The organism is Streptomyces fradiae, from assembly GCF_041270065.1.
Lineage (GTDB): Bacteria > Actinomycetota > Actinomycetes > Streptomycetales > Streptomycetaceae > Streptomyces.
The window spans coordinates 5,208,787-5,234,407 of record NZ_CP065958.1 but is presented as its reverse complement, the minus strand read 5'-3'; the positions used below and the strand labels follow the sequence as shown (position 1 = coordinate 5,234,407).

21 protein-coding genes are annotated in these 25,621 nt (G+C 70.3%); 3 read left to right on the top strand and 18 right to left on the bottom strand.

Translation table 11 applies throughout. The features are described from left to right. Window positions 1–43 precede the first annotated feature (43 nt). Together dapC and fdxA are read right to left on the bottom strand one after the other, a co-directional pair. Window positions 44–1,144, bottom strand: a complete 1,101-nt coding sequence (gene dapC, locus JAO84_RS24110; RefSeq protein ID WP_370414726.1) for a succinyldiaminopimelate transaminase — start codon at window positions 1,142–1,144, stop codon at window positions 44–46. A gap of 103 nt (window positions 1,145–1,247) precedes the next feature. Further along, window positions 1,248–1,568: a ferredoxin gene (gene fdxA, locus JAO84_RS24105; RefSeq protein ID WP_010474859.1), complete on the bottom strand. Its 321-nt coding sequence runs from the start codon at window positions 1,566–1,568 to the stop codon at window positions 1,248–1,250. A 112-nt stretch (window positions 1,569–1,680) separates the two neighbouring features. Here fdxA and JAO84_RS24100 point away from each other — a divergent pair, with 112 nt between their 5' ends. Both JAO84_RS24100 and JAO84_RS24095 read left to right on the top strand, forming a co-directional pair. Continuing rightward, window positions 1,681–2,694 (top strand): GNAT family N-acetyltransferase, encoded by a 1,014-nt coding sequence (locus JAO84_RS24100; RefSeq protein WP_370414725.1) that lies wholly within the window; start codon window positions 1,681–1,683, stop codon window positions 2,692–2,694. Then, on the top strand, window positions 2,691–3,524 hold the full coding sequence (locus JAO84_RS24095; protein WP_265866667.1) for a transglutaminase-like domain-containing protein: 834 nt from the start codon (window positions 2,691–2,693) through the stop codon (window positions 3,522–3,524). Before JAO84_RS24100 ends, JAO84_RS24095 begins: the two co-directional genes overlap by 4 nt. Window positions 3,525–3,651: 127 nt before the next feature. Here JAO84_RS24095 and JAO84_RS24090 read toward each other — a convergent pair whose 3' ends face one another. The 4 genes from JAO84_RS24090 to JAO84_RS24075 form a co-directional block, all read right to left on the bottom strand. Next, window positions 3,652–5,355 carry a hypothetical protein gene (locus JAO84_RS24090; RefSeq protein WP_370414724.1) on the bottom strand — a complete coding sequence of 568 codons (1,704 nt, stop codon included), beginning with the start codon at window positions 5,353–5,355 and terminating at the stop codon, window positions 3,652–3,654. Between the two features lie 544 nt (window positions 5,356–5,899). Further along, complete coding sequence (locus JAO84_RS24085) at window positions 5,900–6,265, bottom strand: DUF6113 family protein (protein WP_370414723.1); 366 nt, start codon at window positions 6,263–6,265, stop codon at window positions 5,900–5,902. Then, window positions 6,262–7,209, bottom strand: coding sequence for an N-acetyl-1-D-myo-inositol-2-amino-2-deoxy-alpha-D-glucopyranoside deacetylase (gene mshB, locus JAO84_RS24080; protein WP_370414722.1), 948 nt, complete (start codon window positions 7,207–7,209; stop codon window positions 6,262–6,264). Before mshB ends, JAO84_RS24085 begins: the two co-directional genes overlap by 4 nt. Before the next feature lie 230 nt (window positions 7,210–7,439). After that, complete coding sequence (locus JAO84_RS24075) at window positions 7,440–7,634, bottom strand: hypothetical protein (RefSeq protein ID WP_046911704.1); 195 nt, start codon at window positions 7,632–7,634, stop codon at window positions 7,440–7,442. A 172-nt stretch (window positions 7,635–7,806) separates the two neighbouring features. Between JAO84_RS24075 and JAO84_RS24070 the strand changes: the two genes are divergently transcribed. Next, window positions 7,807–9,987, top strand: a complete 2,181-nt coding sequence (locus JAO84_RS24070) for an alpha/beta fold hydrolase (RefSeq protein WP_370414721.1) — start codon at window positions 7,807–7,809, stop codon at window positions 9,985–9,987. On the opposite strand, the gene JAO84_RS24065 is transcribed toward JAO84_RS24070, so the two are convergent. The 12 genes from JAO84_RS24065 to typA all read right to left on the bottom strand — a co-directional run bounded on the left by JAO84_RS24065 (window position 9,988) and on the right by typA (window position 25,344). Continuing rightward, complete coding sequence (locus JAO84_RS24065; protein ID WP_370414720.1) at window positions 9,988–10,947, bottom strand: hypothetical protein; 960 nt, start codon at window positions 10,945–10,947, stop codon at window positions 9,988–9,990. 238 nt (window positions 10,948–11,185) lie between these two features. Further along, the gene (locus JAO84_RS24060) at window positions 11,186–12,289 is read right to left on the bottom strand and encodes an ABC transporter ATP-binding protein (RefSeq protein ID WP_370414719.1); all 1,104 of its coding nucleotides are present in this window, start codon (window positions 12,287–12,289) and stop codon (window positions 11,186–11,188) included. Then, window positions 12,282–13,265, bottom strand: a complete 984-nt coding sequence (locus tag JAO84_RS24055) for an ABC transporter ATP-binding protein (RefSeq protein WP_370414718.1) — start codon at window positions 13,263–13,265, stop codon at window positions 12,282–12,284. The genes JAO84_RS24060 and JAO84_RS24055 overlap by 8 nt, the downstream gene beginning before the upstream one ends. A gap of 5 nt (window positions 13,266–13,270) precedes the next feature. Continuing rightward, a complete protein-coding gene (locus tag JAO84_RS24050; RefSeq protein WP_265866675.1) occupies window positions 13,271–14,296 on the bottom strand; it encodes an ABC transporter permease in 1,026 nt (341 codons plus the stop codon). Beyond that, on the bottom strand, window positions 14,289–15,212 hold the full coding sequence (locus tag JAO84_RS24045) for an ABC transporter permease (RefSeq protein WP_370414717.1): 924 nt from the start codon (window positions 15,210–15,212) through the stop codon (window positions 14,289–14,291). The genes JAO84_RS24050 and JAO84_RS24045 overlap by 8 nt, the downstream gene beginning before the upstream one ends. Before the next feature lie 86 nt (window positions 15,213–15,298). Next, on the bottom strand, window positions 15,299–16,933 hold the full coding sequence (locus JAO84_RS24040; RefSeq protein ID WP_370414716.1) for an ABC transporter substrate-binding protein: 1,635 nt from the start codon (window positions 16,931–16,933) through the stop codon (window positions 15,299–15,301). Between the two features lie 186 nt (window positions 16,934–17,119). Next, window positions 17,120–18,229, bottom strand: a complete 1,110-nt coding sequence (locus tag JAO84_RS24035; RefSeq protein ID WP_265866678.1) for an ABC transporter ATP-binding protein — start codon at window positions 18,227–18,229, stop codon at window positions 17,120–17,122. After that, entirely contained in the window at window positions 18,222–19,280 is a 1,059-nt protein-coding gene (locus JAO84_RS24030) for an ABC transporter ATP-binding protein (RefSeq protein ID WP_265866680.1), read from the bottom strand. The genes JAO84_RS24035 and JAO84_RS24030 overlap by 8 nt, the downstream gene beginning before the upstream one ends. Window positions 19,281–19,293: 13 nt before the next feature. Further along, complete coding sequence (locus tag JAO84_RS24025; protein ID WP_370414715.1) at window positions 19,294–20,250, bottom strand: ABC transporter permease; 957 nt, start codon at window positions 20,248–20,250, stop codon at window positions 19,294–19,296. After that, window positions 20,243–21,175 (bottom strand): ABC transporter permease, encoded by a 933-nt coding sequence (locus tag JAO84_RS24020; RefSeq protein WP_265866724.1) that lies wholly within the window; start codon window positions 21,173–21,175, stop codon window positions 20,243–20,245. The genes JAO84_RS24025 and JAO84_RS24020 overlap by 8 nt, the downstream gene beginning before the upstream one ends. Before the next feature lie 172 nt (window positions 21,176–21,347). After that, window positions 21,348–22,988 (bottom strand): ABC transporter substrate-binding protein, encoded by a 1,641-nt coding sequence (locus JAO84_RS24015; protein WP_370414714.1) that lies wholly within the window; start codon window positions 22,986–22,988, stop codon window positions 21,348–21,350. A gap of 454 nt (window positions 22,989–23,442) precedes the next feature. Beyond that, complete coding sequence (gene typA, locus JAO84_RS24010; RefSeq protein ID WP_265866684.1) at window positions 23,443–25,344, bottom strand: translational GTPase TypA; 1,902 nt, start codon at window positions 25,342–25,344, stop codon at window positions 23,443–23,445. Window positions 25,345–25,621 lie beyond the last annotated feature (277 nt).

Sequence of the window (25,621 nt, the reverse complement as noted above, 5' to 3'; positions counted from 1 at the left end):
GAGAGCACTGCTCTCCGGGGCCTTCGCCACGCTTTCGGCGCCGTCAGCCCAGCCGCTTCACGGCCGCCTCGACCCGCTCGTCGGTCGCCGTGAACGCCACCCGCACGAACCGCTCCCCGGCCTCGCCGTAGAAGTCGCCGGGCGCCACCAGGATGCCCTTCTCCGCCAGGTACGCCACCGTCTCCCAGCACGGCTCGTCCCGCGTCACCCACAGGTACAGGCTGGCCTCGCTGTGCTCGACCCGGAAGCCGTGCGCCTCCAGGGCCGTCCGCAGCGCCGCGCGCCGCGCCGCGTACCGCTCGCGCTGCTCCGCCACGTGCGCGTCGTCGCCGAGCGCGGCCACCGTCGCGGCCTGCACCGGCGCGGCGGTCATCATGCCGCCGTGCTTGCGGATCTGCAGCAGCTCGCCGAGGACCGCCGCGTCGCCGGCGACGAACGCCGCGCGGTAGCCCGCCAGGTTGGAGCGCTTGGACAGCGAGTGGACGGCGACGATCCCCTCGTACGAGCCACCGCAGACGTCCGGGTGCAGGACGGAGACCGGCTCGGCCTCCCAGCCCAGCTCCAGGTAGCACTCGTCGGAGAAGACGAGCACGCCGTGCTCGCGCGCCCACGCCACGATCCGGGCCAGCTCGTCCTTGCCGAGCACCTTGCCGGTCGGATTGGACGGGGAGTTGAGCCACAGCAGCTTCAGACCGGCCGGGTCCAGGTCCACCGTCGGGTCGTCGTAGACGACGGGGGTCGCGCCGCACAGCCGCGCGCCCACCTCGTACGTCGGGTAGGCGAGCCGCGGGTACGCCACGACGTCACCCGCCCCGAGCCCCAGCTGGGTCGGCAGCCAGGCCACCAGCTCCTTGGAGCCGACCACCGGCAGCACGTTCTCGTGGGCGAAGCCGACCGCGCCCAGGCGCCGCTCGCACCAGCCGCTGATCGCGTCGCGCAGCGCGGCCGTGCCCCACACCGTGGGATAGCCCGGCGAGTCCGCCGCCGCCACCAGGGCCTCCTGGATCAGCGCGGGGACCGGGTCGACCGGGGTGCCCACGGACAGGTCCACGATGCCGTCCGGGTGGGCGGCGGCGGTCGCCTTGTAGGGCTCCAGCTTGTCCCAGGGGAAGACGGGCAGGCGCGAAGAGACGGGGGCGCTCACGGTGGGGCTCACTTCCTCGTACGTACGGAGAACACAACGGTCCCGTACAGCGGCGGCGACGCCGTACGGGACCGAGGGTGGTGGATCAGTGGTGATCGTCCGATCAGCCGTTCTGCGGAGGCAGGGCGGCGATGAAGGGGTGGTCGCGCTCGATCAGGCCGAGCTTGGAGGCGCCACCGGGCGAGCCGAGCTCGTCGAAGAACTCGACGTTCGCCTTGTAGTAGTCCTTCCACTCCTCCGGGGTGTCGTCCTCGTAGAAGATCGCCTCTACCGGACACACCGGCTCACAGGCCCCACAGTCGACGCACTCGTCCGGGTGGATGTACAAGGACCGCTGGCCCTCGTAGATGCAGTCGACGGGGCACTCCTCGATGCACGCCTTGTCCTTGACGTCGACACAAGGCTGCGCGATGACGTAGGTCACGCTGTCGTTCCTCCTCGATAGGGCTGGTCTGCGCGGGAGCGCGGTGTCGTCGATGCCCGCCCCTAGTATCTCCGTTCTTGGGGACGATCCGAACAGGAGGGGCGCAGAAGCTGTGGAATTCACCGGTGGAGGACGGCTCGAGGTCCGCATTACGGCGGCTGACGTGGGAAAACGCGTCTCTGTTCGGTACGTGACGGAGTCGGCCGCCCCGGGTGAGAAGTTCACCGACGCGGTCGGGGTTCTCACATCATGGGACGCGGGTGTGCTGCTGATCACACGCAGGACCGGCGAGGCCGTCCGGATCGCGGAATCCGCCCTCGTCGCCGGCAAGACCGTCCCCGCCGCCCCGGCCCGCCGCCGGGGTCCCGCGGCCGGCTTCCCCGAGCTCGCCCGCGCCGCCGCGCGCGCCTGGCCGCCGCTGGAGAGCGAGCCGCTCGGCGAGTGGACCCTGCGGGCCGCCGCCGGATTCACCCGCCGGGCCAACTCCGTGCTGCCGCTGGGCGATCCGGGCCTCCCGCTCGACGCCGCGCTCGAGCGGGTACGGGACTGGTACGCGGCCCGCGGCCTGCCCGCGTACATCCAGACCGCGACCGGCGCGGCGGACACGCAGGAGCTGCTGAGCGCGGAACTCGACCGGCGTGGCTGGACCCGCGAGGTCACCGCCGAGCTGCGGATCGCGGCGCTCGCCCCGATCGGCGACCTGGACGCCGCCATCTCGGCGGTACGGGTCGGGCGCGGCTTCGACGAGGCCTGGCTGCGCCGCTACCAGCGCTTCGGCGAGCCGGGCCCGCACGTCACGAAGGTGCTCGGCGGCGGGCCGAGTGTGTGGTTCGCGTCCATACCGGGCACGGAAGACAACGCGGGGGCCGTGCCGGCGGCGATCGGGCGCCTCGTCGTGGACGGCCGCTGGGCCGGCTTCATGGCGGTCGAGGTCGACCCGGAGCAGCGGCGCCGGGGCCTGGCGAGCTCCGTCATGACCGCGCTCGCCCGCAAGGCCCTCGACGAGGGCGCGTCGGCGGCCTGGCTCCAGGTGGAGTCGGACAACCACGGCGCGCGGGCGCTGTACGACGGGATGGGCTTCACCACCCATCACCACTACCACCACTACCGATGGACGGGCGCATGACCGAAGGGCGCATGCCGGACTGGCGGCGGGAGTTCGCCGAGGAGGCCAGGTCCGAGCGGCCCGACCTCGCCCGGCTGTGCCTGCTGCTGTGCGCCGTCGCCGATCCGGACGTCACCGAGGCCGACCTCGACGAGGCCGAGATCGAACTCGACCGGCTCGCCGGGCTCGTCCCGTACGGGACCCGCGGCGCCGACGCGTGGGTCGCGGCGCTCGCCGAGCTGCTCGGGCGCCGCGAGGGCTTCCAGGGCGTGCCCGCGGACTACCAGCGGCTGGAGTCCTCGCTGCTCCACGAGGTGCTGCGGACCCGGCGGGGCCTGCCCATCCTGCTGTCCGTGGTGTGGCTGGAGGTGGCCCGCCGGGCCGGAGCGCCGGTGTACGGCCTCGGGCTGCCCGGCCACTTCGTGGTCGGCTTCGGCGACCCCGCGGAGCTGCACCTCGCCGACCCCTTCGCCGGCGGCCGCGCGATGACCGGCACCGACGCCGAGCTCATCGTCACGAGCGCCACCGGCGAGGCCCTCGACCCCTCGATGCTGCGCCCCGCGACCCCGCCGGCCATCGTGCTGCGCGTCCTCAACAACATCCGCGCCTGGGCCTCCCCCCGCCCCGAACGCTCCGACGTCGCCCTCTGGGCCGTCGAACTCTCCCTGCTCCTCCCCTCCCACCCGGCCCGCCTCCGCTACGAGCGCGCGGAGCTCCTCGTGCAGCGCGGCGACTTCCTGACGGGAGCGGCGGAGATGGAGGCCTACGCGACCATCATGGACGCCGTCGAACCGAGCGCCGCGGAAACCATCCGCCGCCGCGCGAAGGCGGCACGCGCGCTGCTGAACTAGGCGGCGGGCCGGGTGCGGATCCACCGCACGAGCCCCACCGGCCGAAGGCCCTTGCAGAAGCCTCGGAGCCCCACCTGTGGGCGCAGGTGGGGCTCCTCGGACGAGAGACCGGGGGACGTCGGGCCCGTCAGCCCTCGCCGCTCAGGTCGATCGTCTTCGTGCGCTCGGCCTTGGTCTTGCCGCGCAGGGCGTCGCGCATCACGAAGGCGACGTCGTCGGCGTTGACCTGGTGCTTGGTGCCGTCGGCCTTGGTGATCATGATGCCGTCGAAGACGCCGTCGAGGAGCTCGGTGATCGCCTGCTTGTTGTAGACCTCGACCAGGCGGCCGTCGACAGCCTTCATGGAGAGGATCTTCGGGAGGGACCGGGCGGGGCCGAAGTCGATGTGCTTGGTGCCGGCGTTGATGGTGATCTTGTCGGACATCGCGGGCTGGGCGAACTCCTCCATCGCCCGGTCCAGCTCGTCCTTGGTGACGCTGGGCTGGCGGGTGACGACGGGGAGCTCGACGGTGTTGGGCCGGCCGGTCTCGACCTGGGAGCGGTAGGCGTCCTTGACCGAGATCATGGAGCGCTGGATGTCCAGGCCCTTGCCCGCCTTGCCCTCGACCGCGGTGACCTTGTTCGGGGCGAAGACGATGGTGCCCTCGGTGACCGAGCCGGAGGTGCCGGCCAGGTCGGTGAGGGCGACGGCGAGCTTCTCGTCGTCGACCGGGAAGACCGGCTTCGCCTCGCGCGTACCGCCGAAGAGGGAGCCGATGACGGAGACCGGGTTGTAGTCGCTGCCCGCGGCGGCGCGGACGGTCTCCTGGGCGTCCAGGGCGAGGCCCGCCTTGTCCGGGGCGATTTCGGCCTTGGCGCCGCCGATGTTGAGCTGCAGCGGGGCGTGGGCGCGCTTGCCGAGGGCCGCCTCCAGCTTGGCGACGGCCTCCTCCTTCGTACCGCCGCCGATGTCGACGCCGAGGACCGTCGTGCCCTTGGGGACGTCGGAGTGGTTGAGGAGCAGGCCCGCGCCGTAGGCGACGCCGGCCAGGCCGACCACGCCGACGCCGACGAGGACCAGCTTGGAGCGGCCCTTCTTGGCCGGGGCGGGGGCGGGCTTCGGCGCGGGCTTGGCGGCGCTCCGGGGCGCGGCGGCGGCCGGCTCGGCGCGCTCGGGGATGCGCGGGGTCAGGTCGGGCCCGGCCGGCGGGACCACCGGCATGCCGCTGGTGAGCGTCGAGCCCGAGACATGACCGTGGCCCGGATCGGCGCCCGGCGGCACCGGCGCGGGGGGCTGCGGGGTGAGGATCGCGGTGTCGTCGGACATCCGCGGCGCCATGGGCCGGCGCGGCGCGGCGCCCCGGCGCTGGTCGGGGCCGGCGACCGGGCTGCTGCCGGTGACCGGGCCGGTGGTCGGCCCGGCCGGGGGCGCGGCGGCGTCGACGACGGGCGTGCCGCCGGCCGGGGTGTGGCCGGGGCCGTTGTCGTAGAGCGGGTTGCCGTTGCCGTAGTAGGGGTCACCGGGGACGGGACCGTCGTAGCGCGGGGTGCCGCCCGCCGGCGTGGGTGCCGGGCCGCCGGTGAGCGGGGTGACCACCGGCATGCTCTGGGTGGTGCTGCCCACGGACGGGACGCCGTCGCCTGCGGAGCCCGCGAAGCCGGGGGCGGCCGGGGCGGGCGCCGACGGGGCCGGGGCCTGCGGGGCGGGGGCGGCGGGCTGCTGCGGGGCCGGCGGCTCGGGGGCCTTGGCCGCGGACGGCTTGCGCGGCGCGAACCAGCTGCTGGTCGGCCGCTCCTCGCCGGCACCACCGGCGCCCGGCTCGGCCGGGGCCGCGGCCTCCGGCTCGCGCACGGGCGCGGGTGGCCGGGGCGGGTGCCTGGCGCGCCGGGGCCGGCCGGGTGGGCAGCGGCGGCTCGGCGGCCCGCTGCTCCTCCGCCGGGGTCTCGGCCGCGCCGGCGGCGCGGTCCGCGTCACCGACCGGCTTGCGGACCACCACGGGCGGGATCGGCCGCGAACCCGGGATGTTGATCCGGATCCGGGTGGTCAGCGTGGTCTCGGTCTTGGGCTCCTCGGGCGGCCCGGCGGCGGCGCCGTTCTCCGGGGCAGCCTCCTGATCGCCGCGCAGACCGTACGGCGGGGTGCCCGAGGGGTACGCGGCCCCGCCGCGCCCCTGGGCGCCGGAGGACGAACTGTCAGTCTCTCGACCAGTTTCACGACTCAAAGCAGGATCTCCCGGTTGGCTCCGCCGCCCGCTCTTGCTGATGCTCGTGGTGATCCGGGCGGTCGACGGCGCGCACCACCATACTGGCCGCCGCCGATCCGCACCCGACCCGGCGTGGATCCGCCACGGGCAATCCGGCCGAAGTCAAGACACTCTCGCGTCAAGTCGGCCTGTTCACGCGCCCGGTCGGGCCATGCGGGTCATCGTGGCGCACATCACAGCGACCGCCATGCCGCCGAGCAGGAAGACCATCTCGCCGATGCCGCCGCCGAACAGACCGTCACCTTCCGGGCGTCCGAAGCTCAGCAGGATGATGGCGACGAGCCAGCCGGCGCCGGCCGCGGCGACGCCGAGCTGGTTGCCGGTGGCGCGCCGGGCGCCGTAGAAGACGGCTCCGGAGGCGAGCAGGGCGAGCAGCAAACCGGCCGGGAACCAGGCGGCTTGGACGAGGGAGCCGGCGGTACCGACGAGTACGCCGAGCACCAGAAGCACCGCGTACCAGGCGTATCGGGCGCCCGAGGAGAGGTCGGATCCGGTCATGCGCCCGTCACCTCCTCCGTACCGCCCAGCCCTTCCGTACCGTCCAGCCCTTCCGTATCTTCGAGACCCGCGAACAGGTCGGTCTCGCGGGTGCCCTCGGGCGCACCGGAGGTGCCCCGCACCAGCTCGTAGTACTCGGTGGTGAAGATCGGCTGCGCGAGGTTGTTGGAGAGCGCGAAGAAGGGCCCGTCGACGGCGACTTGGGTGGCGTGGGCGGCCATGGCCGCGGTCTTCCGTGCGGTGTGTGCCTCCCCGCCCGCGATCTCGGCGGTGACGCGCTCCTCGGGGACCACTCCGGGCACGTCGCCGATGACGGCGTCGGCGGGGAACACGGAGCCCTCGGCGGCGAGGCGGGCGAAGCCGGCCTCGGCGACCGGGCGCGGCACCCGGTTCCAGTAGATCTTGGCGACGGCGTGGGCGGGGCCGAGCTCCGGGCGGTAGCCGGGGTCGGCGGCGAGGTCGGCGGCGCGCATGGCGACCCGGTGGGCCTGGATGTGGTCGGGGTGGCCGTAGCCGCCGTCGGGGTCGTAGGTGACGAGGACCTGCGGGCGGGTCTCGCGGATCACCTCGACGAGGTACGGGGCGGCCGCGTCGACCTCGGTGTTCCAGAAGGCGCCGGGGCGGCGGTTCTGCTCGGCGCCCATCATCCCGGAGTCGCGGAAGCGGCCGGGGCCGCCGAGGAAGCGGTGGTCGGTGACGCCCAGCTCCTTCATGGCGGCGGCGAGTTCGCCGACCCGGAAGGCGCCGAGCCGGTCCTCCCGGTCGGGTGCGAGGTGGGCGAGCTCGGGCGGGATGACCTCGCCCTCCTCGCCCAGGGTGCAGGTCACCAGGGTCACGAGGGCGCCCTCGGCCGCGTACTTGGCCATGGTCGCGCCGTTGTTGATCGACTCGTCGTCGGGGTGCGCGTGCACCAGGAGCAGACGACGGGCTGGGAGAACCGTCATGGCCCCACCCTACGAGACGCGTAGGGCCTGTCCGGCGGATCAGGGTCGGACAGGCCGCGGGGTCTGGTGCGGTGCATCGCAAGGCGCCGGAGCGTCTCGATAGCGGAGCTATCGGGGCGCTTCGGCAACGCGGCGAGGTGCCGTGCCAGGCGTCGCGGACCCGGCCATGATCCGCCGGACAGGCCCTGGGAGGCGGGGCCGGGGAAAGACCGGCAGGTCAGAACTTCAGGTCAGAACTTGAGGCCGCCGATCATGCTCGCCACGTTCGTGGTGAGGGTGCTGATGGACGGGGCGATGGACGAGCTCGCCAGATAGAAGCCGAGCAGCGCGCAGATCGCCGCGTGACCGGCCTTGAGTCCGGATTTCCGGATCAGCAGGAAGACGACGATCGCCAGCAGCACCACCACCGAGATCGAGAGTGCCACGGCGGTTCACCTCCACACTTCTTCGGTCGGACGTTTCTTCGGTCGGACGTTCGGTTGGCATGTGCCCGATGGATGCTTACCCACCTAGCGCTACGGATCATAACTATCCGTGCCATCGCATCGATCGGTGTACGGAGGCATGAGGGGGCGCACGGACGCTAGTTTCGGTCACATGACTTCGTCGCACGAGCAGGCCTCGTTCCCCCGCCAGTACGCCAGGACACAGCGGTTCACCCTCGGCGCACCGCGCGCGTTCACCGTGGCGCCGGACGGCGGGCGCGTGGTGTTCGTGCGGTCCGGTTCGGGCACGGACCGCTCGCACCGGCTGTGGGTGCTCGACCTGGACGGTCCGGGCGGTCCGGACGGACCGGTCGAGCGGCTCGCGGCCGACCCGGAGGCGCTCCTCGGCGGCGCCGCCGAGGAGTTGTCGGCGGAGGAGCGGGCCCGGCGGGAGCGCAGCCGGGAGGGTTCGGCGGGGATCGTGGGCTATGCGGTGGACGGGGCCGCGGAGTTGGCGGCGTTCGCGCTCTCCGGGCGCCTGTTCACGGCGGAGCTGCGGGCGGGCACGGCCCGCGAGCTGCCGGTGCCGGGTCCGGTGGTGGACCCGCGACCCTCGCCGGACGGGCGTCTGGTGGCGTACGCGGCGGGCGGCGCGCTGCGGGTGACCGGGGCGGACGGCACCGGCGACCGGGCGCTCGCCGAGCCGGCGGACGGGGAGGACGGAGTCGTCTACGGGCTCGCCGAGTTCGTGGCCTCGGAGGAGATGGGCCGGTCGAGGGGCTTCTGGTGGGCGCCCGGCTCGGACCGGCTGCTGGTCGCGCGGGTCGACGAGTCGCCCGTACGACGCTGGTGGATCGCGGATCCGGCGCATCCGGAGCGGGAGCCGCAGGCGGTCGCGTACCCGGCGGCGGGGACGCCGAACGCGGACGTCCGGCTCTTCGTCGTGGATCTGACCGGAAATCGCACCGAGGTCTTGTGGGACCGGGCCGTCTTCCCCTACCTGGCCCGGGTGCACTGGTCGTCCGGCGGTGCGCCGCTGCTCCTCGTACAGGCGCGGGACCAGCGGAGTCAGGCGTGTCTGACGGTCGATCCGGAGACGGGCGCGACCGAGACGCTGCAGGTGGACGAGGACCCGGTGTGGCTGGAGCTGTTCGGCGGGGTGCCGGCGTGGACGCCGGACGGGCGGCTGGTACGGATCGTGGACCGGGACGGCGTGCGGGTCCTGGCGGTCGGCGACCGGGCCCTGACGGACGCGCGGCTGCACGTACGGGCGGTGCTCGACGTCGGCGCGGAAGATGTCCTGATCTCGGCGTCGAAGGGTGAGGCGGCGGAGGAAGACGCTGCTCCGGAGACCGGTGAGATCCATGTGTACCGGGTGAGTGAACGGGGCGTGGAGCGGGTCTCGGAGGGGCCCGGGGTGCACTCGGCCGTACGGTCCGGCTCGGGTGCCGGCGCGGTCACCGTGCTGTCCTCGGCCCGCCCGGACGCGCCCGGCAGCACCGTACGCGTGCTGCGGGACGGCAAGCGGCTCGCCGAGGTCGTCTCGTACGCGCAGCGGCCGGCGCTCTCCGCGGACATCACGCTCGTCGAGGCGGGCGAGCGGCGCATCCCGTGCGCCGTGCTGCTGCCCTCGACGTGGCGGGAGGGCGACGGGCCGCTGCCGGTGCTCATGGACCCGTACGGCGGTCCGCACGGGCAGCGGGTGGTCGCCGCGCACAACCCGCATCTGACGTCCCGCTGGTTCGCCGAGCAGGGCTTCGCGGTGATCGTGGCCGACGGGCGCGGCGCCCCGGGCCGCTCCCCCGCCTGGGAGAAGGCGATCAGCGGCGACTTCACGCTCACCCTCGACGACCAGGTCGAGGCGCTGCAGGCGCTCGCCGGGCGCTTCCCGCTGGACCTCGGCCGGGTCGCGATCCGGGGCTGGTCCTTCGGCGGCTATCTGGCGGGGCTTGCGGCGCTGCGCCGTCCGGACGTGTTCCACGCGGCCGTGGTGGGCGCGCCGGTGACGGACTGGCGGCTCTACGACACCCATTACACCGAGCGCTATCTGGGCCTGCCGGAGGAGGGCGCGGAGGAGGCCGACGTCTACGCGGCGAACTCGCTGATGTCCGACACCGGCCTCACCGAACCCCGGGAGCCGGCCCGGCCGATGATGGTCGTGCACGGTCTCGCCGACGACAACGTGGTGATGGCGCACACCCTGCGGCTCTCCTCCGCCCTCCTCGCGGCGGGCCGCCCGCACGAGGTGCTGCCGCTGTCGGGCGTCACGCACATGACGCCGCAGGAGCAGGTGGCGGAGAACCTGTTGCTGCTGCAGGTGGACTTCCTGAAGCGGTCGCTGGGCCTGGGCTGATCACCAGCCCGGCGGGCGGTGCGCGGGCGGCGCCGGCGGGAGGGCGGCGACCGGGCGGTACGGGGTGCGGCGGCGGCCCGGGCGGGCGAGCAGGAGCAGCACGGCGAGGCCCGCCAGCAGGGAGTAGCCGCAGCCGATGTCGTACGCCAGGGAGTAGATGTCCTGCTCGGGCACGTAGGTGTGCCAGCTCTGGCGCAGGGCGGCCGCCGTGCCGCCCGCGCCGACGCCCGCGAGGAGCAGGCCGGCGAGGAGGCCGAGCGGGCGGGTGTGCGGGGCGCGGGCGAAGGCGCTGCCGGCGGCGGCGAGGAGGAGCAGGACGAGGACGGCGTTCAGCCAGCCGGGCGGGACGGCGAGGGTGGGCAGGAGCAGGGAGCGGCCGCCGGTGTAGCGGCCGACGGTGTACTCGACGGGCAGCAGGGTCGCCCAGCGGATCTCCCAGGCGGCCCACATCAGCCCGGCGAGCGCGCACAGGACACCGGCGGTGACGGCGGGTCCGGTACGGGGACGGTCGGGGGTCCCGGGGGCCGCGGGGTCGCCGGGGGCCCGGCCGGCGGGCTCGCGGCCTGCGGGCTCACGGCCGGCGGCGGCGGTGACCACCAGGGCGCCGCCGAGGGCGAGCACGATCATGGTGCCGACCAGGGCCTCGACGCCGGAGGCCCACAGTCCGGGAAGGCGCAGGCCGAGGGTGGTGAGTCCGGTGACGGCCATCGCGGACCCGGCGAGCGGGGAGCGCAGGGCGACGACGGCGGTGACCGCGTAGGCGGCGAGCAGCAGCGGGTCGACGAGGGTGGTGGCCGCGGTGGGCTGGAGGCGGAAGCCGTGGTCGCCCGCCCAGTACCAGAGCAGTTCGGCGGTGGGCCCGAAGGTCGCGAGGTCGCGCAGCAGCCAGACGAGGGTGACGAGGGCGAGCGCGGCGCACAGTGCGGCGCCGGTGAGACGTGCCGTTCGTGTCACTGTCACGAGGCCGATACTCACGGTCGCCATCGGCCGAAACAAGCGGTTCCGCATATGCGGGGTGCGTGTGCGTCAAGTCGAGACATCGGGGAGGCCCGGCGAGCGGGGCGGGCGGCCGGCCGGGGCGCCGCGTGCGCCGCCCCGGCCGGCCTACGGCACCCGCACGGCCGTACGCCGATCAGCGTCCCGCGTCCGTATATCGGAACCGATTCACCGGTGTTGCGGCGCTGTTAATGCGGTCCCCTCACAGCGACTTGGGGCCCGGCGGCTCCTCGCCGGGCTCCTTGCCGACGCCGGGCTCCTCGCCGGCCTCGCCCGGCTCCTCCGGCGGCACCACCACCTTCTCCTCCGCGAAGTGGCAGGCCGAGTCGTGCTTGGCCGGGGTGTCGGTGAGGCGGAAGACGGCTGGCACGGCGAGCAGCGGGACCTCCAGTTCGCAGCGTTCCTGCGCCTTCCAGCAGCGGGTGCGGAAACGGCAGCCGGAGGGGATGTTCGCCGGGGAGGGCACGTCGCCGGTGAGCAGGATCCGCTCGCGGTGCTCGCGCGCGTCCGGGTCCGGCACGGGCACGGCGGAGAGCAGCGCCTGGGTGTAGGGGTGGGTGGGGTGGTCGTAGATCTCGGCGTCGGTGCCGATCTCGACGATCCGGCCCAGGTACATGACGCCGACCCGGTCGGAGATGTGCCGGACGATGGAGAGGTCGTGCGCGATGAAGACGTACGACAGCTTGAACTCGCTCTGGAGCCGGTCGAGCAGGTTGACGACCTGGGCCTGCACGGACACGTCGAGCGCCGAGACCGGCTCGTCCGCGACGATGATCTCGGGCTGGAGGGCCAGGCCGCGGGCGATGCCGATGCGCTGGCGCTGGCCGCCGGAGAACTGGTGCGGATAGCGGTTGATGTACTCGGGGTTGAGGCCGACGACGTCGAGCAGGTCCTGCACCTTGCGGCGCCGGTCGCCCTTGGGCGCGACCTCGGGGTGGATCTCGTACGGCTCGCCGATGATGTCGCCGACCGTCATGCGCGGGTTCAGCGAGGTGTACGGGTCCTGGAACACCATCTGGATGTTGCGGCGCACGGACTTCAGCGCGCGCGGCGACATCTTCGTGAGGTCCTCGCCCTTGTACCTGATCGTGCCGGAGGTCGGCTTCTCCAGGTTGACGAGCATCTTCGCGACGGTCGACTTGCCGCAGCCGGATTCGCCGACGATGCCGAGGGTCTCGCCGGCGGTGAGGTCGAAGTCGACGCCGTCGACCGCCCGGACCGCACCGACCTGCTTCTTGAAGAGGATGCCCCGGGTCAGCGGGTAGTGCTTGTGCAGGTCGCGGACCTGGAGAATCGCCTCAGCCATGGAGGCACTCCTTCCAGAAGTGGCAGGCGCTGGAGCGCGGTACGGGCGATTCGGTGACGTCGTACAGCGGCGGCTCCTCGACGCGGCACCGGTCCCGGGCGAGCGGGCAGCGCGGGTTGAAGGCGCAGCCGGGCGGGATGGCGAGGAGGTTGGGCGGCAGGCCCTTGATCGCGTACAGCTCCTGGCCCTTCTGGTCCAGGCGCGGGATGGAGTCGAGCAGGCCGCGGGTGTAGGGGTGGGCGGGCGCCTTGTAGATCTCGTGCACCGGGGCCTGTTCGACGATCCGGCCGGCGTACATCACGGCGATCTTGTCGGCGACGTCGGCGACGACGCCGAGGTCGTGGGTGATGAGGATGAGGCCCATGTTGAGTTCGCGCTGGAGCTCGGCGAGCAGGTCCATGACCTGGGCCTGGACGGTGACGTCGAGGGCGGTGGTGGGCTCGTCGGCGATGATCAGCTCGGGTTCGAGGGCGAGCGCCATGGCGATCATGATGCGCTGGCGCATGCCGCCGGAGAACTGGTGGGGGTACTGGCCGACGCGTTCCTTGGCGGCGGGGATGCGGACCCGGTCCATCAGTTCGACGGCTCGGGCCCGGGACTCCTTCTTGCTCATCCCCTTGTGGACCACGAACATCTCGCCGAGCTGTTCGCCGACACTGAGCACGGGGTTGAGGGAGGACAGGGCGTCCTGGAAGATCATCGCCATCTTGGCGCCGCGGACCTTCCTGCGCTCGTCCTCCTTGAGCTTGAGCAGGTCCTGGCCCTGGAAGCGGATCTCGCCGCCGGTGATCTTCCCCGGGGGGATGTCGAGGATGCCCATGACGGCCTGGGCGGTGACGGACTTGCCGGAGCCGGACTCGCCGAGCACGGCCAGGGTCTCCCCCGCGTCGACGGAGTAGTTGACGCCGTTGACGGCCTTGGCGACGCCGTCGCGGGTGTGGAACTCCACGTGCAGGTCGCGCACTTCGAGCAGCATGGGCCCTACCTCAGCTTCGGGTCGAGGGCGTCGCGCACCGCGTCGCCGAGCATGATGAAGGCGAGCACCGTGATGGCGAGCGCGCCGGCCGGCCAGAGCAGCATGTGCGGGGCGTTGCGGATGTACTGCGAGGCCGAGGAGATGTCGATGCCCCAGGAGACGGTGGGCGGCTTCAGGCCGACGCCGAGGTACGACAGGGTCGCCTCCAGGGCGATGTAGGTGCCGAGCGCGATGGTCGCGACGACGATGACGGGGGCGACCGCGTTGGGGGCGATGTGGCGCAGCAGCATCCGGGAGTTGGAGGCGCCGAGCGCCCGGGCGGCCTGCACGTAGTCGTTCTGTTTCGCGGTGATCACCGAGCCGCGGGCGATCCGGGAGATCTGTGGCCAGCCGAGCAGCACCATGAAGCCGATGACGGGCCAGACGGTGGCGCTGGACACCACGGAGAGGAAGACCAGGCCGCCGAGGACGACGGGGATGGCGAAGAAGACGTCGGTGATCCGGGAGAGGACGCCGTCCCAGCCGCCGCCGAAGAAGCCGGCCAGGCCGCCGAGGATGCTGCCGAGGATCGCGACGCCGAGGGTGGCCAGGACGCCGACGGTGACGGAGGTGCGGGCGCCGTAGACGGTGCGGGTGTAGACGTCGCAGCCCTGGCCGTTGAAGCCGAAGGGGTGGCCGGGCTGGGAGCCCTCCTGGGCCTTGGACAGGTCGCAGTCGAGGGGGTCTCCGGAGGCGATCAGCTGGGGCCAGATCGAGATGATCACCAGGAAGAGGATGACCAGGGCGGAGATGATGAAGACCGGGTTGCGGCGCAGGTCGTGCCAGGCGTCGGACCACAGGGAGCGGGCCTTCTGCTCGGGGCCGGGGCCGGCGGCGCCGGGGTCGGTCTCCTCGGGCGGCGCGGGGTTCCTCTCCAGGGTCTCGGCCTCGGCGGTGCCGTAGTCGGCCGCGCCTCCGGCGCCGGTCGAGGCCACGGCGCGACCCTCCTCACCGTACGACTCCAGCGGTTCAAACGGCTCGGGCTCAGGCATAGCGAATCCTCGGGTCAAGGACGGCGTACAGGAGGTCGACCAGCAGGTTGGCGATCAGGAACACCAGGACGAGGACGGTCACGAAGCCGACCACGGTCTGGGTGTTCTGGCGCACGATGCCCTGGTAGAGCTGGTAGCCGACGCCGTGGATGTTGAAGATCCGTTCGGTGACGATGGCGCCGCCCATGAGCGCGCCGACGTCGGCGCCGATGAACGTCACCACGGGGATGAGGCTGTTGCGCAGCAGGTGCCGGGTGATGACCCGGCGGCGCGGCAGGCCCTTGGCGACCGCGGTGCGGACGTAGTCGGCGCGCTTGTTCTCGGCGATCGAGGTGCGGGTGAGCCGGGTGACGTACGCCAGGGAGACGGAGGCGAGGACGAGGCCGGGGACGATGAGTTCGTTGAAGGGGGCCTCGGGCGAGACGGCCGGTTTGATCCAGCCCCATTCGACGCCGAGCAGCAGCTGGACCAGCAGACCGGTGACGAAGGTGGGGATGGAGAGGACGACCAGGGTGAGCAGCAGCACCGAGGTGTCCACGGGGTGGCCGCGCTTGAGACCGGTGAGGACGCCGAGGGTGATGCCGATGACGATCTCGAAGAAGATGGCGACGATGGTGAGCCGGATGGTGACCGGGAACGCGGTGGACATCAGCTCGGTGACCGGCTGCCCGTTGAAGGCGGTGCCGAAGTCGCCGGTGAAGACGTTGCCCATGTAGGTCAGGTATTGCTGCCAGACCGGCTTGTCGAGGCCGAACTCCTTGCGCAGCTGGGCGGCGGTGGCGGGGTCGCAGGCCCGGTCGCCGCACAGGCCGGCGATGGGGTCGCCCATCACGTTCACCATCAGGAAGATCAACAGCGTGGCGCCGAAGAAGACCGGGATCATCTGCAGCAGGCGCCGGATCACATAACGACCCATGAGGGGCTCCGGGGGTTGAGGGAAGGCGTACGGCCCGGCGCGGGGGTTCCGCCGGCCGGGCCGTACACCGCCGACCTGCTACGGCGTCAGCTGACCTTGATCTGTTCGTAGACGGGCACGCTGAACGGGTTCAGGGTCACGTTGGAGACCCGCTCCGAGTAGCCGGCGCTGCCGTTCTGGTACCAGAGGGGGATGGCGCCCATCTGGTCCCGCAGCACCTCCTCGGCCTGCTGGAAGGTCTGCACGGCCTTCGCCTGGTCGGTCTCCGCGTTGGCCTGGTTGACCAGCTGGTCGAACTGGGCGTTGGTCCACTTGCCGTCGTTGGACGAGGCGCCGGTGTAGTACAGCGGCTGGAGGAAGTTCTGGATGAGCGGGTAGTCCATCTGCCAGCCGGCCCGGAACGGTCCCGGCATCTTGGACTGGGTGATCTGGTTGCGGAAGTCGGCGAAGGTGCCGATGGGGTTGCCGACGCAGGCCTTGGTGTTGCCGAGGGCCTTGTTGATGGAGTTGCAGACCGCGTCCACCCACTCCTTGTGGGAGCCGGTGTCGGCGTTGTACGAGATCTTCATCGTGCCGCCGGGGATGCCGCCGCCCTCGGCGACCAGCTTCTTCGCCTCGGCCGCGTCGTACTTGCAGGAGTCGCCGCAGAGGGTCGAGCTGAAGCCGCCGGCCTCGCCGAGCACCGGGGAGGTCCAGTCGGTGGCGGGGGTGCGGGTGTTCTGGAAGATCGTCTCGGTGATCTGCTTGCGGTCGATCGCCATCGACAGGCCGGTGCGCAGCTTCTCCTGGCCCGGCTTGTTCCAGGCCGGGTCGTAGAACGGGAAGGCGAGGGTCTGGATGATGCCGGCGGGCTGGTTGATGTAGCGGTCGCCGAGGTCGGCCTTGACGTTCTTCAGCTGGGACGCGGGCACGTCGTCGACGAGGTCGAGGTTGCCGGCCGTCAGGTCGGTGTAGGCGGTGTTGTTGTCGGTGTACACCTTGAGGGTGACACCGCCGTTCTGCGCCTTGTCCGGGCCCGGGTAGTCGGCCCACTTCACCAGCTCCATCTGGGAGCCCTTGGCGTACGACTGGATGGTGTACGGGCCGTTGCCGACGGGCTTGGAGACCCAGGCGGCGTGGTCCGTGAAGAAGGCCTGGGGCAGCGGCGAGAAGGCCGCGTAGCCGAGGGTGTCGGGCCAGGTGGAGAACTTCTGGGTCAGCTTGACCGTGAAGGTCTGGGGGCCGGTCACCTTCAGGCCGGACATCGTCTGGGCCGTGGGCTCGCCGGACTCGGGGTGGACCTGGTCGTAGCCCTCGATCTGGCCGAAGAAGAACGCGTTGCGCTGGTTGTTCTTCAGGTTGGCGCCGTAGTTCCAGGCGTCCACGAAGGACTTGGCGGTGACCTGCTCGCCGTTGGAGAAGGTCCAGCCGTCCTTGACGGTGATGGTGAAGTTGGTCGAGTCGGTGGTGTCGATCTTCTCGGCGAGCATGTTGTTGGCCGCGCCGGTCTTCGGGTCGTACTGCTTGAGCCCGCGGAAGATCATGGACAGCACCTTGCCGCCCTGCACCTCGTTGGTGTTGGCCGGCTCCAGCGGGTTCTGCGGGTCGCCCCAGGAGGAGCTGACGATCCCTTCGGCGCCTCCGCCACCGCCGCCGCCGTCGTCGCCACCGCCGCAGGCGGTCGCCGCGAGGGCGACTGCGGTGGCCAGAGCGGCCCACTTGGCGTGCGTGGCTCCGCGCATGGAGTGCCTCCCGAATGTGTCCTCAGTATTACTTAGGCCCCAATATCACCCCTTTGCCCGGAGAGTGCATTTTTACGGCGTCCGTATGAACGGGCGCCGCTTCGGCGACGCGTGGGCCGGACACGCGAAGGCCCCCGCACCTCCGTAGAGGTGCGGGGGCCTTTCGCATCGGCCTTTGGTACGTGATCAGCTCGCGCCGACGACGTCCTTCTCCTCGGCGAAGTGGCACGCGGACTCGTGCGCCGCCGGCGTGTCCTGGCCGCGGAAGCGCTCCGGAATCGCGAGCACCGGCACCTCGGTGGCGCACTTGTCCTGCGCCTTCCAGCAGCGGGTGCGGAAGCGGCAGCCCGACGGCGGGTTGGCCGGCGAGGGCACGTCACCGGTGAGGATGATCCGCTCGCGGTGCGCGCGGGCCTCCGGGTCCGGCACCGGCACCGCGGAGAGCAGCGCCTGCGTGTACGGGTGGGTCGGGTGGTCGTAGATCTGGGTGTCGGTACCGATCTCGGCCATCTTGCCCAGGTACATCACGCCGACCCGGTCCGAGATGTGCCGGACGATCGACAGGTCGTGCGCGATGAAGATGTAGGACAGGTTGAACTCGTCCTGCAGCTTCTCCATCAGGTTGATGACCTGCGCCTGGACGGACACGTCCAGGGCGGAGACCGGCTCGTCGCAGATGATGATCTCCGGGTTGAGCGCGAGGCCGCGGGCGATGCCGATGCGCTGGCGCTGACCGCCGGAGAACTGGTGCGGATAGCGGTTGATGTACTCGGGGTTCAGACCGACGACGTCGAGCAGCTCCTGCACCTTGCGGCGCCGGTCGCCCTTCGGGGCCACCTCGGGGTGGATGTCGAAGGGCTCGCCGATGATGTCGCCGACCGTCATGCGCGGGTTCAGCGAGGTGTACGGGTCCTGGAACACCATCTGGATGTTCCGGCGCACGGCCTTCAGCGCACGGCCGGACAGCCGGGTGATGTCCTGGCCCTTGTAGAAGACCTCGCCCGCGGTGGCCCGCTCCAGGTTCATCAGGAGCTTGGCGACCGTGGACTTGCCACAGCCGGACTCGCCCACGATGCCGAGCGTCTCGCCCTGGAAGAGGTCGAAGGAGACCCCGTCCACGGCCTTGACCGCACCGATCTTCTTCTTGAAGAGGATGCCCTGGGTCAGCGGGAAGTGCTTCTGCAGGTTGCGCACCTGGAGGATCGGCTCACCGCGCTCGACGGGAGCCTCGATGGCGGCCACGGCCTCCGCCTCGGACACGCCCCCGGCGTTGTCGTTCTTGCTGAGCTCAGCCATGGATCGTCTCCTTCCAGTAGTGGCAGGCGCTCTTGCGGCCCGGCAGCTCGGCGCCGTCCTGCTCGGTGACCGGCACCAGGGCCGGCACCTCGGTGTGGCAGAGGTCACTCGCCATGGGGCAGCGCGGGTTGAAGGCGCAGCCCGACGGGATGTTGAGCAGGTTGGGCGGCAGACCCTTGATCGCGTACAGCTCCTGGCCCTTCTGGTCCAGGCGCGGGATCGAGTCGAGCAGACCCCGGGTGTACGGGTGGGCCGGGCGCTTGTACAGCTCGTGCACCGGCGCCTGCTCCACGATCCGGCCGGCGTACATGACCGCGATCTTGTCCGCGACGTCGGCGACGACGCCGAGGTCGTGGGTGATCAGGATCAGACCCATGTTGTACTCGCGCTGCAGCTCCGCGAGCAGGTCCATGACCTGGGCCTGGACCGTCACGTCGAGGGCCGTGGTCGGCTCGTCGGCGATGATCAGGTCCGGCTCCAGGGCGAGCGCCATGGCGATCATGATGCGCTGGCGCATACCGCCGGAGAACTGGTGGGGGTAGTCGCCGACCCGGGCCTTGGCGGCCGGGATCTTGACCTTGTCCATCAGCTCGATGGCCTTGACCTTGGCGTCCTTCTTGGACAGGCCGTGGTGGACCCGGAACATCTCGCCGAGCTGGTAGCCGACGGTGAGGACCGGGTTCAGCGAGGACAGCGCGTCCTGGAAGATCATCGCGATGCGGCGACCGCGGATCTTCCGGCGCTCCTCGTTGGACATCTTCAGCATGTCCTGGCCGCGGAACAGGATCTCGCCCTGCGGGATCTTGCCGGGCGGCATGTCGAGGATGCCCATGATGGCCTGGGCCGTGACGGACTTGCCGGAGCCGGACTCGCCGAGCACGGCGAGCGTCTCACCGGCGCTGACCGAGTAGTTGACGCCGTTGACCGCCTTGGCCACACCGTCGCGGGTGTGGAACTCGACGTGCAGGTCACGGACTTCGAGCAGCGGACCGTTGTAGTCGTCGCCGGCGCGCGGCGCCGGAACGGTCGTCGTCTTGTCGATGGTGCTCACGTGTACGCCCTCCTCAGCGCAGCTTGGGGTCGAGGGCGTTGCGGACGGCTTCGCCGAGCATGATGAACGCCAGGACGGTGATGCTCACCATGATCGACGGGTACAGCAGGATGTGCTGCGACGTACGGATCGCCTGAACACCGGCGGAGATGTCGACACCCCACGAGACGGTCGGGGACGCGAGGCCCAGGCCGAGGTAGGACAGGGTGGCCTCGGCCGAGATGTAACCGCCGAGCGCGATGGTCGCGACGACGATCACCGGGGCCATGGCGTTCGGCAGGATGTGCCGGAACAGGATCCGGGTCGTGCCGGCGCCGAGCGCCTTCGCGGCGTGCACGTAGTCGGCCTGCTTCACCGTGATCACCGCACCGCGCATGACGCGGGTGATCTGCGTCCAGCCGAGGAAGGCCAGGGCGAAGACGACGACCCAGATGGTGCGGTCGGTGAAGGCCTGCAGGATGACCATGGCGCCGAGCATGAACGGGATGCCGAAGAAGATGTCGGTGATCCGGGAGAGGATCGCATCCGTGATGCCGCCGAAGTAGCCGGCGATCATGCCCATGATGCCGCCGACGACCGTGACGATCAGCGTGACGGCTACGCCCACGATGATGGAGGCGCGGGTGCCGTAGATCAGGCGGGCGTAGACGGACCGGCCCTGGATGTCGTAACCGAGCCAGCCCTCGGAGCCGATACTGCCCAGCTCGGGCTTGCCGATGTAGTGGTGGACGAGGTCACCCGCGGTCGGCGAGGCGCTGGTGAACAGGCCCGGGAACGCGGTGATCGACAGCAGCACCACGATCAGCCCGGCCGACACGATGAAGTACGGGTTGCGGCGCAGGTCGCTCCAGGCGTCGCCCCACAGGGAGCGGGCCTTCTCCGGCTTCTGCGCGGACGTGGAGTTCTCGGCGACGGAGGGAGTGTCGACGACGTCCCCAGCCGCGGCGACGGTCTTGGTCACGTCAGGCATACCGGATCCTCGGGTCCAGGACCGCGTACAGCAGGTCGATGAGCAGACTGGTGACCAGGTAGACGACCACCAGGATGGTGACGAGGCCGACCAGGGTCGAGCCCTCGCGGCGGGTGATCGACTCGTAGATCAGACCACCGACGCCCTTGATGTTGAAGATGCCCTCGGTGACGACCGCACCGCCCATGAGGGCGCCGATGTCGGTGCCCAGGAAGGTGATGACGGGAATCATCGAGTTGCGCATCAGGTGGACGCCGATGACGCGGCGCTTCGGCAGGCCCTTGGCGATGGCGGTGCGCATGTAGTCGGCGCGCAGGTTCTCCGCCATGGACGTACGGGTCAGCCGGGCCACATAGGCGAGCGATAGACCACCGAGCACGACGGCCGGGGCGATCATCTCGGAGAGCAGCTGATCGTTGCTGACGTTCGGCTCCATCCATCCCAGCTGGAAGGCGAAGACCATCTTGATGAGGAAGCCGAGGACGAAGACCGGGATCGAGATGATCAGCAGGGTGAAGATCAGGATGACGTTGTCGGCCAGGCGGCCGGCCTTGAGGCCGGCGACGATGCCGAGCGTCACTCCGAAGACCATCTCGAAGACGAAGGCCAGCGCGGCCAGTTGGAGCGTCACCGGGAAGGCGTCACCCAGCACGTCGGTGACCGGACGGTCGTTCCGGATCTGGGTGCCGAAGTCGAAGTGCAGGATGATGCCGGTCATGTAGTCCCAGTACTGCTTCCACAGTGGCTGGTCCAGACCGAGCTTGTGCCTGATCGCCTCCAGGGTCGCCGGATCGGCGCCCTTGTCGCCGAACAGACCCGCCACGGGGTCGCCGGGCAGGCTGTAGACCATCAGGAAGATCAGCAGGGTTGTCCCGAAGAAAACCGGGATCATCTGGAGCAGTCGTCGTGCGACATAACGCCCCATCATGCCTCCGTTGAGATATCACAGCGGCAGCCGACGGGCCCTCCCGTGACTCGGTACCCGGTTCCGGGCACGGCGATGTCATGGGAGGGCCCCCCAGCCACTGCGTTAGGCGCCGGGACGGGCCGACCGACGGGCGGCCGGCTCGTTCACGGCAGGCGGACTACTTCTGGGTTTACTTGTGGACCTCGACGCCGGTCAGGATCGGTTCACCGTCCTGGCCGAACTTCACGCCGGAGACCTTCTCCGAGTAGCCCGCGTTGACCTTGTAGTACCACATGGGGATCGACGGCATGTAGTTGACGAGTTCCTTCTCGATGGCCTGGTAGGCCTTGACGGACTCGTCGAGGGTCGCCGCGGAGTCGGCGGCCGCGATCTTCGCGTCCAGCTCCTTGTTCGAGAAGCCACCCTGGTTGCCGCCCGCACCCGTACGGAACAGGTCCGAGATGAAGTTGGCGTTCACCGGGTAGTCGAGCACCCAGCCGGACCGGTAGAACGACTTGACCTGCTTCGTCTTACGGGCCGTCAGGTCGGCCTGGAAGTCCGGCTTGCTGTCGCCCACGCACTGGATGCTGGTGGCCTGCTGGATGGAGTTGCAGACCGCCTCCACCCACTCCTTGTGACCGCCGTCGGCGTTGAACTGGATGGAGATCTTGTTGCCGGGGACGCCGCCACCGGCCTTGATGAGCTCCTTGGCCTTGGCCGGGTCGTACTTCGTGACGTCGCCCGCCGCGTTCTCCTGGTAACCGAGGACGCCCTTGGCAACCCAGCCGGTCGCCGGCTCACGCGTGCCGTTCAGCACCGTCTTGGTGATGGTGGCGCGGTCGATCGCCATGGACAGGCCCTGGATGACCCGCGGGTCGACCGGCTTCGGCTTGCTCCACTGGTCGGCGTAGAAGGCGACGGCGATCGTCTGGATCGCGGAGTACGGCTGGTCGACGGCACGGTCGCCGAGGTCCTGGCGGTAGACCGGCAGGTCCTTCGGGCCGACCTGGGTGATGACGTCCAGGTTGCCGGACTTCAGGTCCTCGTACGCGGCCTCGAGGCCGGTGTAGTTCTTGAAGACCACACCGCCGTTCTTCGCCTTGTTCGGGCCCTTGTAGCCGTCGTAGCGGACGACCTCGATCTGCTTCTTGTGGTCCCAGCTCTTGAACTTGTAGGGACCGTTGCCGACCGGCGCCTGGCCCGCGGCCTTCGTGTCCTTGTAGAAGGACTCCGCCAGCGGCGCGAAGGAGATGTAGGCGAGCTTGTGACCGAAGTACGGGACGGCCTTCGACAGCTCGATGGTGAAGGTGCTGTCGTCGACGATCTTCAGACCCTCGAGCTTGTCCGCGGTCGGCTTGGCGCCCTCGGCCTCGGGGTGGACCTTGTCGAAGCCCTTGATGTCAGCGAACCAGGACGCGAGGCCCATGGCGTTGTTGACGTTGGCGTTCCAGTTCCACGCGTCCACGTAGGACTTGGACGTGACCGGGGTACCGTCGTGGAAGGTCCAGCCCTGCTTGAGCTTGACGGTCCAGGTCTTGGAGTCCGTCGTGCTGACCGACTCGGCGTTGACCATCTCCAGGGAGCCGTCGGCCTTGTAGTCGACGAGGGTCGAGTAGAGGCCCTTCATGACCGCGGAGCCGTAGGACTCCATCGTGTCACCCGTGTACAGGGGCTTCTCCGGCTCACCGTTCTCGATGGTGAAGATGCCGTTCGGGTCGATGGCGCCGGCGCCGCCCTTGCCCGAGTCGCTCTTACCCCCGCCACAGGCGGTCGCTGCCAGGGCGACGACGATCGCGCCCACTACCCACTTGGCGCTCTTGGCACCGCGCATGGGAGTTCCTCCTCATGAGTCCACTTGTCACTACAAGAGGGGCACTGCGGGTGGTAGCCGACACCCCTGACGGCCTTTCACCCAAGTACCCACAGTGTGCTCGTGAGTCGGCACTCCCCACAGTGCGTGACCCATTGACCCGAGCTCAATGGAGCCAACTATTAAGTACGACCGGGCTGTAAACCACACTTAAGCGGTCTCGGTTTGACAACATCGCCAGGGCCGGGAAGCCCGAAATCCGGACAAAGCGAGCACAGACAGACACCGACGAAACGGACCGTTAACACACGTTCCGGAGAGCGACGGCCGATAACCGGACGGACGGCTTCTGAAACCAGGTTGACGAAACGTTGAGAGTCCGTCCGGAAAAGGCCCGGCCCCCCGTACGTGGTACGGGGGGCCGGGCCCTGAATGTGATCTTCCGCTCGCCCCCTCAGGAGGCGGACGGGGAAGGTCAGCCGTTCTTCGCGCGCGAGGCGGAGCGGCCGCGCTCCTTCTGGTCCAGGACGACCTTGCGGATGCGGACGGCCTCCGGGGTCACCTCGACGCACTCGTCGTCGCGGCAGAACTCCAGCGACTGCTCCAGGGAGAGCTTGCGCGGCGGCACGATCGCCTCGAAGGAGTCGGCGGAGGAGGAGCGCATGTTGGTGAGCTTCTTCTCCTTGGTGATGTTCACGTCCATGTCGTCGGAGCGCGAGTTCTCGCCGACGATCATGCCCTCGTACACCTCGGTGCCGGGGTCGGTGAACAGGACACCGCGCTCCTGGAGGTTGGTCATCGCGAAGGCGGTGACCGCACCGGCGCGGTCGGCGACCAGCGAACCGTTGTTACGGGTCGTCAGGGTGCCGAACCACGGCTCGTGGCCCTCGTGGATGGAGTGGGCGATGCCCGTACCGCGGGTGTTGGTGAGGAACTCCGTACGGAAGCCGATGAGGCCGCGGGACGGAACGACGAACTCCATGCGCACCCAGCCGGAGCCGTGGTTCGACATGTTGTCCATGCGGCCCTTGCGGACACCCATGAGCTGGGTGACGGCGCCCATGTGCTCCTCGGGCACGTCGACCGTGAGGCGCTCGACGGGCTCGTGGATCTTGCCGTCGACCTCCTTGGTGACGACCTGCGGCTTGCCGATGGTGAGCTCGAAGCCCTCGCGGCGCATCTGCTCGACCAGGATGGCGAGCGCGAGCTCACCACGGCCCTGGACCTCCCAGGCGTCCGGGCGCTCGGTGTCGAGGACGCGGAGCGAGACGTTGCCGATCAGCTCGCGGTCCAGGCGGTCCTTCACCTGGCGGGCGGTGACCTTGCGGTCCTTGACGGCCGACTTGGCCTCGGCGCCCTTGCCGGTGCCGCCGCGGCCGACGAGCGGCGAGGTGTTCGTGCCGATGGTCATCGAGATGGCCGGCTGGTCGACCGTGATCAGCGGCAGCGCGATCGGGTTCTCCGGGTCGGCCAGGGTCTCGCCGATCATGATGTCGGGGATACCGGCGACGGCGCAGATGTCACCGGGGCCGGCGACCTCGGCCGGCTTGCGGGTGAGCGCCTCGGTCATCATCAGCTCGGTGATGCGGACGTTGGAGATCGTGCCGTCGCGCTTGATCCACGCGACCGTCTGGCCCTTGCGCAGCTCGCCCTGCTCGACGCGGAGCAGCGCGATGCGGCCGAGGAAGTTGTCGGCGTCGAGGTTGGTGACGTGGGCCTGGAGCGGCGCGTCCTCCTCGTACGACGGGGCCGGGACGTGCTCCAGGATCGCGGAGAAGAACGGCTCCAGGTTGTCGGAGTCCTGCGGGACCGTGCCGTTCTCCGGCTTGGTCAGCGAGGCGATGCCGTCGCGGCCGCAGGCGTAGACGATCGGGAACTCGATCTGGTCCTCGTCGGCGTCCAGGTCCAGGAACAGGTCGTAGGTCTCGTTGACGACCTCGTCGATCCGGGAGTCCGGGCGGTCCGTCTTGTTGATGCAGAGGATGACGGGCTTGCGCTGCTGGAGGGCCTTGCGCAGCACGAAGCGGGTCTGCGGGAGCGGGCCCTCGGAGGCGTCGACCAGGAGGACGACGGCGTCCACCATCGACAGACCGCGCTCGACCTCGCCGCCGAAGTCGGCGTGGCCGGGGGTGTCGATGATGTTGATCGTGATCGGGGCCCCGCCGTCCTTGGGGTGGTACTTCACCGCCGTGTTCTTGGCGAGGATCGTGATGCCCTTCTCACGCTCCAGGTCGTTCGAGTCCATGACTCGGTCGTCGACCTGCTGGTGGGCGGCGAAGGCACCGGCCTGCTTGAGCATGGCGTCGACGATGGTCGTCTTGCCGTGGTCGACGTGGGCGACGATGGCGACGTTACGGATGTCGTGGCGCGTGGGCATGGGTGGCTTGCGCTTCTCTCGGATCGTGGGAATCGGCGTCAGTTCCTCTTACGCCCGCCGGGCGGACGCGCCACGGCTATGTCCTATGGTACGGGGCCGCCGTGCAAGGGGCTTCCCCGGATCGATCCGAGAGGGTCTACTGGGAGGTTTCAGGGTGTGGGGAGAGTCACGCGGGCCGGGTCAATGGTCCGCTGCGATCGTGCCCGCCCGGGCCTCCGCCGGGCAAGGAACTTGAGCTGCTTCTGAGCTTGCGACTTGGAGTTTCTGCCGCTTTCGG

Bases quoted from the DNA above. Each gene is read 5' to 3' on its own strand.
- JAO84_RS24070 (WP_370414721.1), top strand. From the start codon at position 7,807: ATGACTTCGTCGCACGAGCAGGCCTCGTTCCCCCGCCAGTACGCCAGG.
- JAO84_RS24020 (WP_265866724.1), bottom strand. From the start codon at position 21,175: ATGGGGCGTTATGTCGCACGACGACTGCTCCAGATGATCCCGGTTTTC.
- JAO84_RS24055 (WP_370414718.1), bottom strand. From the start codon at position 13,265: ATGCTGCTCGAAGTGCGCGACCTGCACGTGGAGTTCCACACCCGCGAC.
- JAO84_RS24045 (WP_370414717.1), bottom strand. From the start codon at position 15,212: ATGGGTCGTTATGTGATCCGGCGCCTGCTGCAGATGATCCCGGTCTTC.
- JAO84_RS24015 (WP_370414714.1), bottom strand. From the start codon at position 22,988: ATGCGCGGTGCCAAGAGCGCCAAGTGGGTAGTGGGCGCGATCGTCGTC.
- typA (WP_265866684.1), bottom strand. From the start codon at position 25,344: ATGCCCACGCGCCACGACATCCGTAACGTCGCCATCGTCGCCCACGTC.
- JAO84_RS24040 (WP_370414716.1), bottom strand. From the start codon at position 16,933: ATGCGCGGAGCCACGCACGCCAAGTGGGCCGCTCTGGCCACCGCAGTC.
- JAO84_RS24060 (WP_370414719.1), bottom strand. From the start codon at position 12,289: ATGGCTGAGGCGATTCTCCAGGTCCGCGACCTGCACAAGCACTACCCG.
- JAO84_RS24025 (WP_370414715.1), bottom strand. From the start codon at position 20,250: ATGCCTGACGTGACCAAGACCGTCGCCGCGGCTGGGGACGTCGTCGAC.
- mshB (WP_370414722.1), bottom strand. From the start codon at position 7,209: ATGACGGTTCTCCCAGCCCGTCGTCTGCTCCTGGTGCACGCGCACCCC.
- JAO84_RS24095 (WP_265866667.1), top strand. From the start codon at position 2,691: ATGACCGAAGGGCGCATGCCGGACTGGCGGCGGGAGTTCGCCGAGGAG.
- JAO84_RS24050 (WP_265866675.1), bottom strand. From the start codon at position 14,296: ATGCCTGAGCCCGAGCCGTTTGAACCGCTGGAGTCGTACGGTGAGGAG.
- JAO84_RS24035 (WP_265866678.1), bottom strand. From the start codon at position 18,229: ATGGCTGAGCTCAGCAAGAACGACAACGCCGGGGGCGTGTCCGAGGCG.
- JAO84_RS24085 (WP_370414723.1), bottom strand. From the start codon at position 6,265: ATGACCGGATCCGACCTCTCCTCGGGCGCCCGATACGCCTGGTACGCG.